The organism is Rathayibacter sp. AY1D2 (assembly GCF_002932695.1).
In the GTDB taxonomy this organism is placed as follows: Bacteria; Actinomycetota; Actinomycetes; order Actinomycetales; family Microbacteriaceae; genus Rathayibacter.
Genome location: NZ_PSVX01000023.1, coordinates 1 through 14,373, shown reverse-complemented (window position 1 = coordinate 14,373; position 14,373 = coordinate 1). Strand labels below are relative to the sequence as shown.

The window sequence follows — 14,373 nt, the reverse complement described above, 5'->3', positions numbered from 1 at the left end:
GGTCAGTCCTGCGCGAGGATCGCGTACAGGCGGCGGCGCACGTCCTCGAGTTCGGCGACAGCCATGCGGATCTGCTCGGGGGTGCCCGAGCGTCCGACCTGGGCCGCGGCCTGGGCGAGCTCGAGGCCCGCCTTGGGCAGGGCGCCGAAGTCGACGTGGTCGGAGTCGTTCCACGGGGTCGAGGTGCCGTGCTCGGCGACCGTCGCGCGGCCGGCGTCGGTCAGCGTGTAGGTCTTGCGGCCGTTCTGCTCGTCGGCCGTGATGAGGCCCTCGTCCGCGAGGAGCTGGAGGGTCGGGTAGACGGAGCCGGGGCTCGGCTTCCAGTCGCCTCCGCTGCGCTCCTCGATCTCGCGGATGATCTGGTAGCCGTGCATGGGCTGCTCGGCGAGGAGCGCGAGCACCGCGGTGCGCACGTCCCCGCGGCCGACCCGGGAGCCGACGCGCTTCTCCATGCGGGAGCGGGCCTGCTCCATCGCGCGCCAGATGCTCTCGATGGGCGTGCCGGTGCCGAACGCGCCGGTCGATGACGATCCGTTCATGATGACCTCCTGTTTCTCCGAACGATACTCAGCGATATGGGTGGCGACTGTGAACGACTGCCGCGTCGGCTCAGAGCTTCGCGAGCTTCGCCCGGGCGACGAGGAACAGCCCGTACATGACCAGTCCCGCGCTGACGAGGGTCAGGGCGATCGTGCCGTACGGAGGGACGTCGAGGAAGCGGATGGCCCCGTCGAGCCCGGTCGCCTGGCGGGCGTCGCCGGTCAGCGCCGCGACCACGAAGATCCCGCCGGCCAGGCCCAGAGCGAGCCCCTTCGTGATGTAGCCGGTCGCGCCGAGGATCAGCACGGCGGTCCCCGTCGGGCCCTCGGGGATGCGGACGAGCTTGCGGAAGCCGCGCCGGATCCCGATCGCGACGAAGCCGATCCCGCTGCCCAGCACGATCCCGCCGACGATCACGAGGATCACGACGCCGACCGTGCTCGTCAGCAGCTCGGTGTTGATGCGGCGGATCGTGGCAGACGAGCTCGTCGAGCCGCCGAGCGCGAAGACGAGCGAGGTGCCCGCGAGCGTGAGCGAGGCGAAGCCCTTGCCCGACTCGACGATCCGGCGGCCCAGGCGGGCGGGGAGCCCCGGCGCGGAGGAGCGCCCGCCGAGGGAGAGCTGCCAGAGGCCGAGCGCGACCAGCCCGATCAGCGCGGCCCAGACCACCACGAGCCCGACGGGGGTGTCGGCCATGCGCCCGATCGCTCCGGACGCGTCCGCCTCCCGCGAGGTCTCGTCGCTGACCGCGACGCGCAGGGCGAGGCCGCCGATCAGGAGGTGGATCAGTCCGTTGACGGCGAAGCCCGTGCGGGCGAGGCGCCGGAAGCGCCGGGTCCGGACTCCGGCGCGCGGCGACGGCACGCTCGCAGTGGACATCGCGCAACCCTCTCATCCCCGGCGGCCCCGGCGCCTCCTGACCCGCCGACGCGCGCGTGGCAACCCTCTCCCCGGCCGGGTGCCCGAGTCGTGGGATGGAGGTGCGGCGCGGTTCGCACCGCAGCAGGACGAGAGAAGGAACCCCATGCGTGCACGCCGACGTCGCGCGGGCGGTCGCCGAGGGCCGAGGCGGGGGCGGACGTCCCGGACCGGTCCCGAGCGGGGGAGGGCGACGACGATGACCGGAGCGACGCTCCTGGTCCGCCACCCGTCGAGCCCGGCCTCGCGGGTGCTGGTGCTCCACGCGACCGCGGTCGAGCTGGAGCTGCTGGTGAACGCGCTGCTCGGGCTCGCCGAGGAGACGCCGTGCCTCGACGTGCGGGTGGCGGCGAGGTCTCGGGCGGCGCTCCTGCTGGCGACCGTCGATCCGGAGGCGGTGCTGCCGCTGGCCGAGGCGCGGCGGGTCCGCGTCGGGCTCCGCCGCGAGCGCGAGGAGCTGGAGCACGGCGGGGTCGGGTGCCGGCACGTCGTCGAGGCGCGGGCCGGCCGTCGGTAGCTCCGGAGCGGGTCCGATCGGCCGCCGGCCTCGCGACGAAGTCCTGACGGAGGTCGTCCACCGCCGATGTGCGCCGCGCCGTCCCGCCCCCGTCAGCAGCAGCCGCAGGCCTCGGAGTCCTCGCTCGTGAGCGCGGAGATCGGCGTCGTGCAGGACTCGCCGCGCCAGGCCTCCAGGCCCTCGCGGACGGCGACCGCGGCGATCACGAGGCCGGCGACGGGGTCGGCCCACGTCCATCCGAGCGTGCTGTTCAGCAGCAGGCCCACCAGGACGGCGGCGGAGAGGTACGAGCAGAGGAGCGTCTGCTTCGAGTCCGCGACGGCTGAGGCCGAGCCGAGCTCGCGGCCGGTCCGGCGCTCGAGCAGGGAGAACGCGGGCATCACCAGCAGGCTGACGGCGGCCAGCACGATGCCGACGGGGGAGTGCTGGGCCTCCGAGAATCCGAGCAGCGCCCGGACCGAGTCGACGGCGACGAACGCGGCCAGGCCGAGGAACGAGACGGCGATCACCCGCAGCGCGGTGCGCTCGCGCGCCTCCGGATCGCGGCCCGAGAACTGCCAGGCGACGGCCGCGGCGGAGAGCACCTCCACCACGGAGTCGAGGCCGAAGGCGACGAGTGCGGTGGACGAGGCGACCGTCCCGGCGGCGAGGGCCACGATCGCCTCCACCACGTTGTAGGCGATGGTCGCGCCGACGATCCAGCGGATCCGCCTCTGCAGCACGCGGCGGCGGGCGGGGAGGAGCGGAGCGCGCAGGGCGCTCATGCGCAGCGGCAGTCGTCGCCGGAGCAGCAGTCCGGATCGACGACCAGGGCCAGGCGGAGCAGGTGGTCGAGCGCCCCGGCGATCCGGGTCTCGGCCAGCCGGTACCAGGTGTACCGGCCGTCCTTCACGGCCTCCACCAGCCCGCATCCGCGGAGGCACGCGAGCTGATTCGACATCACCTGCCGCGAGACCCCGAGCGCGTCCGCGAGGTCGGAGGGGACGGCCGGAGCCTCGCGCAGCGCGAGCAGGATCCGGGACCGGGTCTCGTCCGCCAGGGCGGATCCGAGGCGCGCGAGAGCGGCGGAGTGGGTGAGGGTCGCGGAGGCGGGCACGGGAGCGACGGTACACGCGATGCTGTATCGAGCGCGAGGGCGGTGGCCTCTCCTCGAACGTGCGGGCTCCCCTCCTGCTCCCCCCGTCGGGTGGGCGGACGGGCCGCACTGCCGCGGATCCCCGGGGCCGGCCTCCACGGCGCGCCGCGTACGGCCCGTGCGCCGTGCCAGGATCCCCTTGATCGCGGCGCCCGTCCGCCGCTCCGCCGCTCGGTCTCCTGGAAGGGCCACGGACCCGCCTTGCTCGATGCCACGACCCTCCGCGTCGCCTTCGGGGTCACCGCCCTCACCCTCTTCCTGCTGTTCGCGCTGGTCACCTACCGGTCGACGCGCTCGTCCTTCAGCTTCTGGTGGTGCACGGCGCTCGCGCTGTTCATGGGCGGCTCGCTCGCCTACCTCCGCGACGGCACGGCCGACCAGGTGTGGGCGAATCCGCTCGGGAACGGGCTCATCGTGGCCGGCGCCGCCGCGGTCTGGGCGGCGAGCCGCTCCCTCCGCGGCCGGCCGACGCCGTGGTGGCTGGTGGTCGCTCCGACCGTGGTGGTGACGGGCGTGTCCAGCCTCGACTCTCCCGCCGTCAACGACTGGTCGGGAGGGCCGCTCTACCTCGCCTCGATGGCGCTCCTCATCGGCCTGTCGACCCGCGAGATCGCGCTGCTCGGCGCCGGACGCTCGCGCACGCGCTGGCCGCTGCTGCTCAGCTCCGGCGCCCTCTCCCTCTACTACGCGCTCCGGTTCGCCGTGTTCCTGGCCGCGGGGCTGCGCAGCGAGCTGTTCGCGACCTGGTTCGGGACCCCGACCACCACGCTGATCACGCTGGTGCTGCTGGTCGTGGTGTCGTTCAGCATGGCGTCGCTCAGCGGCGAGCAGGTCGCGCAGATGCTCACCGCCGGCGCCGCCCGCTCGCGGCAGGAGCTCGCCGACGGCGAGAGGGTGCAGCGGCGGCTCGAGCCCCGCTCGGTCCCGGACCTCCCGGGCTACGACGTCGCCGGCGCCTGCGTGCCCAGCGGGACGGTGAGCGGCGACTTCTTCGACTGGCGCTGCACGCCCGACGGGCTCGCCGTCACCGTCGCCGACGTCATGGGCAAGGGGGTCGGCGCCGCGATGATCGCCGCCACGGTCCGCGCCGCCCTGCGCGTCACTCCTCCCGCTCTCGGCCCCGCGGCGACGATGGCGCTCATCGACCGGGTCGTCGAGCCGGACCTGTCGGCGAACGACGCGTTCGTCACGCTCCTCCACCTGCGGCTCAGCGCCTCGACCGGCGACATCGTGCTCGTCGACGCCGGGCACGGACTCGGGATCGTCTGCCGCGCCGACGGCTCGCGCGAGCGCATCCCCTCCGCCCATCTGCCGCTCGGCCTCCTCGGCACGCAGGAGTGGGAGCCGACCGGCCTCCGGCTCCACCCCGGCGACCTGCTGCTGATCTGCAGCGACGGCGTGCTGGACCTCTTCGACGGCTCCCTCGCCGCCCTCGACCGGGTGGCCGACGCGGCCGTCGCCGCCCCGGCGACCGCCGCCGCCGCGGTCGCCGGCGTCACCGGCCTGGCGGCCGAGGGGCTGCTGGCGGACGACGTGACCGTGGTGGCGATCCGGCGGACCTCGGGGAGCTGACCCGGCCTCAGCCCCGCCCCGCCTGCAGCCGGAGCCCGGCCAGCAGCAGGTCGAGGCCGGAGCGGAACACGTCGAGGTCGTCGTGCGTCGCCATGACGTCGGCCGCGTGGTGGCCGAAGGGGAACTCCTCCGGATCGAGGGCGCGCCAGCGGTCGGCCAGGTGCTCGAGGAACTCGCCCCTCTCCATCCCGCTCTCGAGGAACTCGCGGGGCGGCGGCTGCGCCAGGTCGGCCGCGACTCCGACGACGTAGCTGACGATGGACGACACGGCGTGGAACCGCTGCCGGGGCGTCAGGTCGAGAGCCATGAGCTGCTGCCCGAGGCGCTCGTACATCGCCATCGAGTTGGGCTGCACCCCGGTCGTGCGGAGCATGTAGAGGCCGAACCAGGGTCGGCGGACGCACTCGTCGAAGAGGGCCAGTGCGACGGCGCGGACGTTGTCGATCGGGTCCGGCCCGTGGGTGAGCGGCTCGCTGTCTGCGAGGACCCGACCCATGACCTCGTCGGTCGCCCGCTCCAGCAGCTCGTCGCGGCTGCCGACGTACCAGTAGATGCTCGCCACACCGCCGCCGAGTCGGGCCGCGAGCGCGCGGAACGTGAGGGCCGACTCCCCGGACTCGTCGAGGATCGCGATCGCCTCGGCCAGCACGGTGTCGAGCGAGTGCGACGCTCGGCGGCGGCCCCGGGCGGGGGAGGGCGCGGCAGCGGTCTCCGTCGGGCGATCTGCAGGCATGGCTTGCATCTTACCGAACGGCGTTCCATACTATCGAACGCCGTACGATAGTCGAACGGCGTTCGATAGGAAGGCGCCTCGATGTCCGCTCCGACGACCACCTCCGCCGAGTCCCGCGCTCACACCTCCCTCCGCTCCGCGGCACTCCCGCTCGCCGCTCTCTGCCTCGCGTTCTTCGTCGAGATGGTCGACAACACGCTGCTCTCGATCGCCCTCCCGACGATCGGACGCTCACTCGACGGGTCGACCGCCGGACTGCAGTGGGTGACCGGTGCCTACTCCCTGACCTTCGGCGGGCTGCTGCTGACAGCCGGGTCCGCCGCCGACCGGTTCGGCCGCCGCCGCGTGCTCCTCACCGGCCTCGCCGCGTTCGGGCTGATCAGCCTCGCCGTCGTCCTCGTCACCGACATCGGCCAGCTGATCGCCCTCCGCGCGGCGCTCGGCTGCGCCGCGGCCGCCATGGCGCCCGTCACGATGTCGCTGGTGTTCCGGCTCTTCGACGACGAGAGGCTCCGCATGCGGTCGATCGCGATCGTGATGATCGTCGGGATGTCCGGCATGGTCCTCGGCCCCCTCCTCGGCGGCTCGATCCTCAGCACCGTCAGCTGGCAGTGGCTGCTCGTCGTCAACGCCCCGATCGCGCTGCTGGTCTGGATCGGCGTGCGCCTCGGAGTCCCCGCGGACCAGCGCGCCGACCTCACCTCCGGTCGGCTCGACCTGCCGGGGACCGCCCTCACCGTCGCCGCGGTGGGGCTCGGCTGCTACACACTCACCAGCGGAGTCGAGAACGGCTGGCTGTCGCTCCTCACGATCGCCTGCGCCGCGGGCACCGTCGCCGCCGTCGCGGGATTCGTCGTCCGCGAGCGCCGCGCCGTCTCGCCCATGATCGACCTCGCAATCTTCCGCGCCGGCCCCGCGCGGGGAGCGGCGCTCACGCAGCTCGGCGCCTCGGTCGCCTTCGCGAGCGTCCTGTTCGGCCTGATCCTGCACTTCCAGTACGCCTACGGCTGGAGCCCGGTGCGCGCCGGCCTCGCGAACCTGCCCGTCATCGTCACGATGCTCGCCGCCACTCCGGTCACCGAGCGCCTCGCCGCGAAGCTGGGGCACCGCGCGGCCTGCCTGATCGGCACCGGGCTCCTGGTCGGCGCGCTGCTCGGGATGTCCTGGGCGGTGGACCGGGGCTACCTCGCGATCGCCGTGATGATGGTCGTGATGACGGTGGGCCTGCGGACGATCATGACCATCTGCACCGTCGCCCTCGTCGAGGCGATGCCCGCGAACCGCACCTCGATCGGTGCGGCGCTCAACGACACGGCCCAGGAGATCGGCACCAGCATCGGCACGGCCGTCGTCGGCACGCTGATCGCCGCACTGGTGGCGACCACCCTCCCGGCGGGCGCGTGGAGCGCGGACCTCGTCCGGAGCTTCTTCGCGGGTGAGCGGGTCGCTTTCCTGGTCGTGGCGGTCCTCGTCGGCGTGATCGCGACGATCGGCTCGCTGTCCCTCAGCGACTCCCGCTCCACCGAGGAGCCGGCGGCGGCCTAGTCCATCGGGTCGCGCCGGGCGTCCTCGAGGTCGGCGATGTCCGTGTACTCGAGGAAGTCCAGCGGAGGGATGTCCGTCATCTCCTCGCTCCACGAGGGACGGGCCGGCTGCATGCGGCGCGTCTCGAGCTCGATGTGGGCGATGACCTCCGCGGAGCGCCGGACGCTCAGGGCAGGACGGTTGACAGCCGCCCGTCGAGTCCGGTGGGGGTGGTGTCCCGCGGTGGCGCCCGCGCTCAGAGCTGCGCGAGCAGCCTCTCGCACGCCTGCTCGCAGCGGCGGCAGGCCTCGGCGCAGATCCGGCAGTGCTCGTGCATCCCGGCGTGCTGCTCGCAGTCGTCGGCGCAGGCGCGGCAGGCCAGGAGGCAGGCCTCGACGAGGGCGCGGACGGCCGCGGATCCGACGACGCCGCGGCGCGAGAGCACGGCGCCGGTCGCGGCGCACACGTCGGCGCAGGCGAGGTCGGTGCGGATGCAGTGGACCAGCTCGGCGACCGACTCCTCGCCGAGGCACGCGTCGGCGCAGGCGGTGCAGGTGAGCGCGCAGGCGCCGCACGCGTCGATGCACTCGGCCAGGACCTCCGGATCGACGCCGCGCAGCTCCTCGGGGTGGCTCCGGATCATGTCGCTCGTGCTGCTCATGGCGCGTCCTCTCGTCGTGACCCCGGCGGGTCGATCGGTCCGGGCGACGCTACGGGCCCGCCCGCCGCCGGGCGAGGGCCTGGCCAGGCACCGCGGCCGGTGATAGCCGGGCCGTCAGCCCCTCACGACGAAGGCGTCGTGGATCAGGTTGCCCCCGGTCGCCGCCGGATTCCGTGTGCTGCCGCGGGTGATCGTGACGGTGTGGGTGCCGGCGGGCAGGGTCCCGCTGGTCCAGACGGTCTGGGCGGAGCGGGTGGTGGCGCTGTAGCGGTCGACCGAGGCCACGAGGACGCCGTCGAGGCGGACCTCGTCGATCCCGGACGTGCTGGACCGGCGGCTCACCCACGAGACTCCGGTGCCGGTGAAGCGGAGGGTGGCGGAGGCGCCCCCTGTCGACGAGAAGGAGACACCGCCGCCGCTGTCCGCGGAGGAGGAGGTCGTGGACCAGGTGCCCGTGACGGCGACGGCCGGCGAGCCGTTCTGGTGGGTGCCGGCCCCGACGGCGGCGAGCGGAGTCGCGGTGGCGGTCGGCGTCGAGGTCGGCGCGGCGGTGGCGGTCGGCGTGGGCGTGGCCGTCGGCACCGGAGTGGCGGCCCTCTTCGCGAGCACGATGGACGCCGTCGCTCCCTTCAGCCCGTTCGGCCGGAACGTGATCGTCGTCGCGGTGCTCGTCCTGCTCGTCACGCTCAGGGCGGCGCTCGAGGACACCGTGCCCGCGGTCGGCCGCGCGAGCGTCACGGTGAGCGCGCTCGTCGAGACCTGCGTCGGGTCGACGGTCGAGACGGTCACCGTGTCCGCGTCCTCCCGGATCGAGACCAGTCCGGCGCCGGTGATGCTCGCGACCCGGGTGCCTCCGACGAGGACGGGGCTCGTGGTCCCGGCCTTCCACGACACGGCGCTCACGGTGCCGGTCGAGCGGTCGCGGGCGGCGCTCAGCTGGGGTGTGTTGCTGAGCACGGTCACGTCCGGGTCCGCCGCGTACGCGGCGGTCGCCGCCTCGGAGGCGCCGGGGAGGACCGTGTACGCGTACGAGGCGCCGGTCGGGTTCGTGCCGTGGCTCGTCGTGAGGGAGTAGTAGTGGCCGGTCACCGGCGCCGTCGGACCGGCGGCGCTCACGGCGCTCCAGGCTCCGGTGCGGGTCCGCCCCTGCGCGGTCAGGGCGATCGGCGTCGGGAAGACGTAGCCCACCGACTCCGCGGAGCCGGTGATCGAGGCCCAGCGGGCGGTGCTCGTGGCGGTCGCCTCCGCACCGCGGAGGACGCCGTCGACGCGGAGCCTCGCGTCGGGAGCGACGTCGCGGCGGTCGTCGATCACCGTCTCCGCGCGCCGGCGCACCCCGTCCCAGCCGGTCCCGGACATGTCGGTCGCCGTGATCCCGGAGCCGAGCGCGAGGATCTCGTCGTCGAAGGTGAACCAGGCCTTCTTCGCGACCAGGCTCACCGACGCCGCGTCGAAGTCGAGCGCCGCGATCCCCGTCCGCCGCGACGGGCTCTCGAGGCTCCCGGTGAAGGTCGTCGTCGGGCGGGACGACGCGCCCTCGCCCGCGCTCCGGACGATCGTGTCCTCGGTGGTGCCGGGCATCCGGTACGGGTTCGCCGTGGCCCAGTAGCCGTCGTCGTACTGGCGCCCGCTGCCCAGGTGGAGCGAGGTCGCGCCGTCGCCGGTGTACCAGCCGCTGCGGTTCTCGCCGTTGAGCGACTCGTAGCGGGCGATCCGTGTGCTCGACAGGCCGACGGCGAAGCCCGAGGTCGCCGTGGTCCGCGTGAAGCGGTCCATGCCGGCGAAGGCCCGGACGCCCGAGCCGATCGGGGTCGCGGTCAGGCCCGTGTCGGCGAGGACGAGCCGCGCGCGCACGACGTCGCTGACGGATCCGGCCGTCTCGATGCTCACGGGGCTGCCGGCGTTGCAGGCCAGCCAGCTCTTCGCCAGCGCGTTCGTCCGGGTCCGGACCGCGGGCGGGGCGCTGTCGGCGAGGCGCAGCACCGCCGCCTGCAGCTGGACGCCGACGTCGCCGTCCTCCGACTCCGCCCGCGCGGTCTCGCGGCCGCGGACCGTCGACATCACGGCGCCGCACCAGGTGACGGGGGCGAAGGAGGAGGCGAGCCGGTCGTACACGCCGAGCCCCTCCGGGCTCGTGATCTCCCAGCGGGAGCCGTCGAGCAGCGAGTACAGGTCGTCGAGGGTGTCGAGCATCGAGAGCCCGTACCCGCCGCTGTAGGCGAAGACGCTGTGCTGCACGAAGGAGCCGTCGGCGTGGAAGCCGTCGCCGGACGCCACCGTCCTCAGCGCCGGGTCGATGCCGGCGGCCGCCTCCGCGATCTTCGCCGGCTGCTTCAGAAGCACTGCCCGCCCGGCGATGACCGCCGCCGTCCAGACGCGGTTGGCGCCGGTCCGGGTGACGGTGTCGGCGAAGCGCGTCGAGGCCGACAGGTAGGCCTGCACCTGCGCCGCCGAGAGGTCGGGGTAGAGGAGGGCGGTGATGCTGTTCAGCTCGAGCGGGATGCCGATCTGCTGCTCCCACCAGCGGGAGGTGCCGGTGGTGGAGCGGTTGTAGCGGTTCGCCGAGAGCCAGTCGGCGGTCGTGACGACGTCGCGGAGGAGCGCCGGGTCGCCGCTGAGGGCGGTGCCGGGGGTCTTCAGCGCGGTCGCGAGGACGGTGACCCGCTTGTAGGCGGTCCACACCTCCACCGCCGAGGTGCCCGTGACCAGATCGGGCCAGGGCTCGCCGCCGTCGGTCTCGAGCGTCGACCAGTAGCCCTCGGCCTCGGCGACGAGGCGGCCCTTCGCCGCGGCGAGGCCGCCGACGCTCCCGCTTCCCGGGATCGTGCCCGTCAGATCGGCGACGAGGGCGAGGCGCATCGCGTCGTACTCGTCGCCCGCCGAGTCGACGGCGGACGCTGTCGGCGCGGTGGCGAGCGGGAGGATCAGGACGGTCACGAGCAGGAGCGCCGCAGCGAGTGGGCTCCCGCGCCGGGGCGCGTCGGATCGAGAGGGTCGGTTCGTCTCCGCGCGCGATCGGCGGAGGGGACGCGGCTGAGTGGGCACGGGCGCTCCTGAGGCGACGCCCACGAGCCTGCGGGCTTCGGGTGCTCGCGGGTCGCCGGGGGAGCGTCGGGTGAAGAGTAGGGGTCCGCTCCGTCCGGCGGCAAGAGGCGGAGGCGAGGACGGCCGGGATCGGCCACCGCCGACGCTCCCGACCGCGCGATCTGCGACAGCCGTACCCCGTGAGGGGTACAGAGGCGCCGAAGGTCCCCCACCCGTCAAGCGGGGCGATACGGTCGGAGGTGCGTGTGCGCTCCGGGGAGTCCCGGCGCGGCGCGCAGGGGGAAGGGGGCACGGATGATCGAGGCCGAGCAGGATCCGCGGCTGGTGGCGCTCGAGGCGCTCGAGATGATGGGGTCGGCTCCGGAGGAGCGCTTCGACCGGATCACACGGATGGCCGAGGAGCTGTTCCGCGTGCCCGTGGCCGAGATCCACTTCCTCGACGACACCACGCTGTTCACGAAGTCCCCGCAGCGTCCGGACGCCGTGCTCGCCTACCCGCGCGCCGGCACTTTCTGCGACGCGACGCTCGAGAAGCGCACCACCTTCGTCGTGCCGGACCTCGGTGCCGACGAGGCGTGGGCCGGGCACGAGCACGTCGCGGGGTACCCGCACGTCCGCTTCTACGCCGGGCGGCCGCTGTCGGTCGAGGGCGACCTTCAGCTGGGCACCCTCTGCCTCATCGACTTCGTGCCCCGGAGCCTCACCCCGGACGAGCGGCAGCTGCTCGAGGAGTTCGGCGAGTGGGTCGAGCGGGAGCTGCGCGACACGGCGGAGCGCGACCGCGCCGCCGACATGCAGACGCAGATGGCTCCCTCCTCCCTCCACCACCCCGCCGGCTACGAGCTCTCGGGGCTCTCGCTGCCGCGGTGGACGATCACCGGCGACTTCTACAGCTGGCGCGGCGACGACGAGACGGTCGACCTGACCCTCGTGGACGTGATGGGCAAGGGGACGGCAGCGGCGATCGTGGCCGCCTCGATCCGCTCCGCGTTCCGGGCGCGCCTGGGCGGCGACCCCGACGCGGTCGTCAGCGCGGTGAGCGCCCAGCTGCACGACGACTTCACGGCCACCGAGACCTTCGCGACCCTCTTCCACGGGCGCCTCGACACCGCGTCCGGCCGGATCGACTTCGTCGACGCGGGCCACGGGCTCACCGTCCTCCTCCGCGCCGACGGCTCGTTCCAGCGGCTCGCGGCACTGGGCCTCCCGCTGGGCATCGCGGAGGACGGCGGCTGGATCACCCAGACCGTGGAGCTCGCGGTCGGCGACTCGCTCCTGGCCTTCACCGACGGCGTCCTCGACCTCTACGACGGGACGCTGCAGTCGCTGGCGCGCGCGGTCGATCTCGCCCGCGACTCCGCCGACACCGCCGAGTTCCTGCAGGCGCTGAGGGCGCTCGCCGCCTCCGGCTCCGCGTCCGACGACATCACCGCCCTCGTGCTGACCCGCACGGGCGCCGACCGCTCCGCCGAGAAGGACCCCGCATGACGTTCACGACCGAGACGACCGCCCCCGACATCGCCGTGCTGCGGGGGGAGGGGCGGCTCAACGCGGCCTCGGCTCCGGAGCTGCGCTCGGCCGTCCGCCGGGCGATCGACGAGGGCAGCCCCCGCATCGTCGTCGAGCTCAGCGCGGTGACGTTCATGGACTCCTCCGGCCTCGGCGCCCTGGTCGGCGCTCTCAAGACCGCGCGGCAGGCGGGCGGCGACCTGCGGATCGCGGCGCCCAGCGAGCAGGTCGTGATGGTGCTGCAGCTGTCCAATCTGGACCGGGTGCTCACCCTCTTCGACACGGCCGGCGACGCGTACCGTGACTGAGCGCAGCGTCGGGTTCCGCACGCCCCCGGACGACACCGAGGTCGTCCACGAGATGCTCGCCGGGCTCTGGGGCGAGCGGCCGGACCTGCCGGCCCGCGACCGCATGGCCGTCGAGACGGCGCTGGTCGAGCTGGTCGACAACGTCATCCAGCACGCGACGTCGACGACGACGATCGTCTGCCGCCTCGTCGTGCGCGTCGAGGGAGACGCGATCCACGCGGAGCTGGTCGACACGGCCGATCCGCCGGACATCGGCACGGGGCCGCGGGAGATGCCGGACGTCTTCGCGGAGTCGGGCCGCGGGCTCGCCCTCATCCAGGCGCTGACGACCACGTTCGAGCACGAGCGCTCGGAGGGGCGCAACGTCTGGACCCTGACCCGGGCGCTGGACTCCTAGCGACTGGCGCGGATCAGCGGATCGTGTGCGCGGTGATGACCGCGGCGGCACGCGCCAGGTCGTCCGCCATGCCGTTCAGCCCGGGGGAGGCCTTCAGCACCTCCGCGCTGACCTCGTCGTAGCGCTCGTCCACCTGCGCGAGCAGCTGCTCCCCGGAGGCGGTGAGGCGCAGCAGGACGCTGCGGCGGTCCTGCGGGTTGGCGAGCCGGTCGACGTGGCCGGCGGTCGCCAGCCGGTCGAGGAGCGCGGTCACGGCGCCCGTCGAGAGGGAGAGCTCGAGACCCAGCCACTTCGGCGTGAGGTCGGGCGACTCGCCGAGCACCTCGAGCGCGGTGAGCTCCGAGATGCCCACGCCCACGCCCGCGGCGATGCTCGCGCGGAGGTGCCGCTGCGCGTTCTCGAGCAGCCGGAGCGACTGCCGCAGCTGCACGGCGGGCGCGTCCTGGTCGACGTCGCGCGGGGTCGGTCTCTCGGTGGTCATTCGTCCTTCTCGGGGTAGGGCTGGGGTCATCGTACGGGTCGCCCTCGGGGGTCCCGGCCTGTCACCCGGACAGGGGGTGAAAGAACGATTGCAATGTATCTTGGTCATCAAGTAACTTAGCGGTCAATCGAGTTCGGCGGACCACCAGCCGGACCCTCCCCCTTCAGCATCAGCCCGCCCCACCCGATCAGGAGTCCTGCCATGTCGACCCACACCGCCAAGTCCAAGCGCGTCCGCTTCGCTCCCCTCGCCATCGCGACGAGCATCGCCGCCGCCGCTCTCCTCTCCGTCTCGATGTCCGGCACCCTGTCCGGCTTCGTCGCGAGCATCTCCAACACCGGCAACACCGCCGCCTCCGGCTCGCTCGTCATGGAGGAGAAGTCGACCGGTGCCAGCCCCATCACCTGCCTCAGCACCGACGGCGGCTCGATCAGCACCAACACCGCGACCTGCGCGACCATCAACAAGTTCGGCGGATCGACCACGATGGTCCCCGGCCAGACCGTCACCACCGCGATCACGCTGAAGAACACCGGCACCGTCAACGCCAACACCTTCACGCTGACCCCCGGCGCCACCTGCTTGCAGAGCAACAACGTCGCGGCCGGCGCCTCCGGCTCCGCCACCGACTTCTGCGGCAAGCTCAACGTCGTGATCACCTCCGGCGGGACCACCGTCTTCACGGGCACCGCCGCGACCCTCGCCGGCTCCGCCGTCAAGACCCTCAACACCGCCCCGGTCACCCCCGGCACCTCCACCCCCTTCTCCATCGCCGTGACCCTCGACTCGTCGGCCACCAACGCCTACCAGGGCCTGTCCGCCTCGCTCCCGCTCACCTGGACCTTCGCGAGCTGATCCCCTCCCCACCCGGCCCGGAGCGCCCCCGCGCGACGGGCCGGGGGAGGAGCATCCCGCAGCGCTCCTCCTGCACCGCCCCCGAGAACGGCAGGTGCAGAGCGGAGGAGAGGGCGTAGGCGTCTCCGTCGTGCGCCGGGATCTGCAGGCGGCCGACCTGTCCGGAGACCAGGTCGAC

General features: G+C 73.6%; 16 protein-coding genes. 7 read left to right on the top strand and 9 right to left on the bottom strand.

The features are described from left to right. Nucleotides 1-2 precede the first annotated feature (2 nt). Nucleotides 3-539, bottom strand: a complete 537-nt coding sequence (locus C5D04_RS07785; RefSeq protein WP_104347531.1) for a PadR family transcriptional regulator — start codon at nucleotides 537-539, stop codon at nucleotides 3-5. Between the two features lie 70 nt (nucleotides 540-609). Then, on the bottom strand, nucleotides 610-1,419 hold the full coding sequence (locus C5D04_RS07780) for a DUF1206 domain-containing protein (RefSeq protein ID WP_104347530.1): 810 nt from the start codon (nucleotides 1,417-1,419) through the stop codon (nucleotides 610-612). A gap of 238 nt (nucleotides 1,420-1,657) precedes the next feature. On the opposite strand from C5D04_RS07780, the gene C5D04_RS07775 reads away from it, so the two are divergent. Next, nucleotides 1,658-1,975, top strand: coding sequence for a hypothetical protein (locus C5D04_RS07775; protein ID WP_104347529.1), 318 nt, complete (start codon nucleotides 1,658-1,660; stop codon nucleotides 1,973-1,975). Nucleotides 1,976-2,067: 92 nt separating this feature from the next. On the opposite strand, the gene C5D04_RS07770 is transcribed toward C5D04_RS07775, so the two are convergent. Together C5D04_RS07770 and C5D04_RS07765 are read right to left on the bottom strand one after the other, a co-directional pair. Further along, nucleotides 2,068-2,739: a cation diffusion facilitator family transporter gene (locus C5D04_RS07770; protein ID WP_104308499.1), complete on the bottom strand. Its 672-nt coding sequence runs from the start codon at nucleotides 2,737-2,739 to the stop codon at nucleotides 2,068-2,070. Continuing rightward, nucleotides 2,736-3,071 (bottom strand): helix-turn-helix transcriptional regulator, encoded by a 336-nt coding sequence (locus C5D04_RS07765; protein WP_104224288.1) that lies wholly within the window; start codon nucleotides 3,069-3,071, stop codon nucleotides 2,736-2,738. The genes C5D04_RS07770 and C5D04_RS07765 overlap by 4 nt, the downstream gene beginning before the upstream one ends. Nucleotides 3,072-3,311: 240 nt before the next feature. Here C5D04_RS07765 and C5D04_RS07760 point away from each other — a divergent pair, with 240 nt between their 5' ends. Beyond that, entirely contained in the window at nucleotides 3,312-4,682 is a 1,371-nt protein-coding gene (locus tag C5D04_RS07760; protein ID WP_104295808.1) for a PP2C family protein-serine/threonine phosphatase, read from the top strand. A gap of 7 nt (nucleotides 4,683-4,689) precedes the next feature. On the opposite strand, the gene C5D04_RS07755 is transcribed toward C5D04_RS07760, so the two are convergent. Further along, nucleotides 4,690-5,415, bottom strand: a complete 726-nt coding sequence (locus C5D04_RS07755) for a TetR/AcrR family transcriptional regulator (RefSeq protein ID WP_219812210.1) — start codon at nucleotides 5,413-5,415, stop codon at nucleotides 4,690-4,692. 81 nt (nucleotides 5,416-5,496) lie between these two features. Here C5D04_RS07755 and C5D04_RS07750 point away from each other — a divergent pair, with 81 nt between their 5' ends. Continuing rightward, entirely contained in the window at nucleotides 5,497-6,960 is a 1,464-nt protein-coding gene (locus tag C5D04_RS07750; protein WP_104347528.1) for an MFS transporter, read from the top strand. A gap of 235 nt (nucleotides 6,961-7,195) precedes the next feature. Here C5D04_RS07750 and C5D04_RS07745 read toward each other — a convergent pair whose 3' ends face one another. Together C5D04_RS07745 and C5D04_RS07740 are read right to left on the bottom strand one after the other, a co-directional pair. Next, complete coding sequence (locus C5D04_RS07745; RefSeq protein ID WP_104255963.1) at nucleotides 7,196-7,600, bottom strand: four-helix bundle copper-binding protein; 405 nt, start codon at nucleotides 7,598-7,600, stop codon at nucleotides 7,196-7,198. 114 nt (nucleotides 7,601-7,714) lie between these two features. After that, the gene (locus C5D04_RS07740) at nucleotides 7,715-10,537 is read right to left on the bottom strand and encodes a polysaccharide lyase 8 family protein (protein WP_104326234.1); all 2,823 of its coding nucleotides are present in this window, start codon (nucleotides 10,535-10,537) and stop codon (nucleotides 7,715-7,717) included. A 402-nt stretch (nucleotides 10,538-10,939) separates the two neighbouring features. Between C5D04_RS07740 and C5D04_RS07735 the strand changes: the two genes are divergently transcribed. The 3 genes from C5D04_RS07735 to C5D04_RS07725 are packed head-to-tail and all read left to right on the top strand — an operon-like array spanning nucleotide 10,940 to nucleotide 12,859. After that, on the top strand, nucleotides 10,940-12,133 hold the full coding sequence (locus tag C5D04_RS07735) for a PP2C family protein-serine/threonine phosphatase (protein ID WP_104224280.1): 1,194 nt from the start codon (nucleotides 10,940-10,942) through the stop codon (nucleotides 12,131-12,133). After that, nucleotides 12,130-12,462, top strand: coding sequence for an STAS domain-containing protein (locus tag C5D04_RS07730; RefSeq protein WP_104227127.1), 333 nt, complete (start codon nucleotides 12,130-12,132; stop codon nucleotides 12,460-12,462). Before C5D04_RS07735 ends, C5D04_RS07730 begins: the two co-directional genes overlap by 4 nt. Next, entirely contained in the window at nucleotides 12,455-12,859 is a 405-nt protein-coding gene (locus C5D04_RS07725; RefSeq protein ID WP_104227126.1) for an ATP-binding protein, read from the top strand. The genes C5D04_RS07730 and C5D04_RS07725 overlap by 8 nt, the downstream gene beginning before the upstream one ends. A 13-nt stretch (nucleotides 12,860-12,872) precedes the next feature. Here the strand turns inward: C5D04_RS07725 and C5D04_RS07720 are convergent, their stop codons facing one another. After that, entirely contained in the window at nucleotides 12,873-13,340 is a 468-nt protein-coding gene (locus tag C5D04_RS07720; protein WP_104224277.1) for a MarR family transcriptional regulator, read from the bottom strand. Nucleotides 13,341-13,541: 201 nt separating this feature from the next. Between C5D04_RS07720 and C5D04_RS07715 the strand changes: the two genes are divergently transcribed. Continuing rightward, on the top strand, nucleotides 13,542-14,195 hold the full coding sequence (locus tag C5D04_RS07715) for a hypothetical protein (protein WP_104347527.1): 654 nt from the start codon (nucleotides 13,542-13,544) through the stop codon (nucleotides 14,193-14,195). Here C5D04_RS07715 and C5D04_RS18515 read toward each other — a convergent pair. Then, nucleotides 14,173-14,373, bottom strand: a 201-nt coding sequence (locus C5D04_RS18515; RefSeq protein ID WP_219815015.1) for a hypothetical protein, incomplete at its 5' end; no start/stop codon positions are given. The genes C5D04_RS07715 and C5D04_RS18515 overlap by 23 nt on opposite strands.

Excerpts from the sequence above, each read along its gene's own strand:
- C5D04_RS07785 (WP_104347531.1), bottom strand. The coding sequence starts at position 539 with ATGAACGGATCGTCATCGACCGGCGCGTTCGGCACCGGCACGCCCATC.
- C5D04_RS07775 (WP_104347529.1), top strand. The coding sequence starts at position 1,658 with ATGACCGGAGCGACGCTCCTGGTCCGCCACCCGTCGAGCCCGGCCTCG.
- C5D04_RS07770 (WP_104308499.1), bottom strand. The coding sequence starts at position 2,739 with ATGAGCGCCCTGCGCGCTCCGCTCCTCCCCGCCCGCCGCCGCGTGCTG.
- C5D04_RS07750 (WP_104347528.1), top strand. The coding sequence starts at position 5,497 with ATGTCCGCTCCGACGACCACCTCCGCCGAGTCCCGCGCTCACACCTCC.
- C5D04_RS07720 (WP_104224277.1), bottom strand. The coding sequence starts at position 13,340 with ATGACCACCGAGAGACCGACCCCGCGCGACGTCGACCAGGACGCGCCC.
- C5D04_RS07735 (WP_104224280.1), top strand. The coding sequence starts at position 10,940 with ATGATCGAGGCCGAGCAGGATCCGCGGCTGGTGGCGCTCGAGGCGCTC.
- C5D04_RS07755 (WP_219812210.1), bottom strand. The coding sequence starts at position 5,415 with ATGCCTGCAGATCGCCCGACGGAGACCGCTGCCGCGCCCTCCCCCGCC.
- C5D04_RS07745 (WP_104255963.1), bottom strand. The coding sequence starts at position 7,600 with ATGAGCAGCACGAGCGACATGATCCGGAGCCACCCCGAGGAGCTGCGC.
- C5D04_RS07730 (WP_104227127.1), top strand. The coding sequence starts at position 12,130 with ATGACGTTCACGACCGAGACGACCGCCCCCGACATCGCCGTGCTGCGG.
- C5D04_RS07715 (WP_104347527.1), top strand. The coding sequence starts at position 13,542 with ATGTCGACCCACACCGCCAAGTCCAAGCGCGTCCGCTTCGCTCCCCTC.
- C5D04_RS07780 (WP_104347530.1), bottom strand. The coding sequence starts at position 1,419 with ATGTCCACTGCGAGCGTGCCGTCGCCGCGCGCCGGAGTCCGGACCCGG.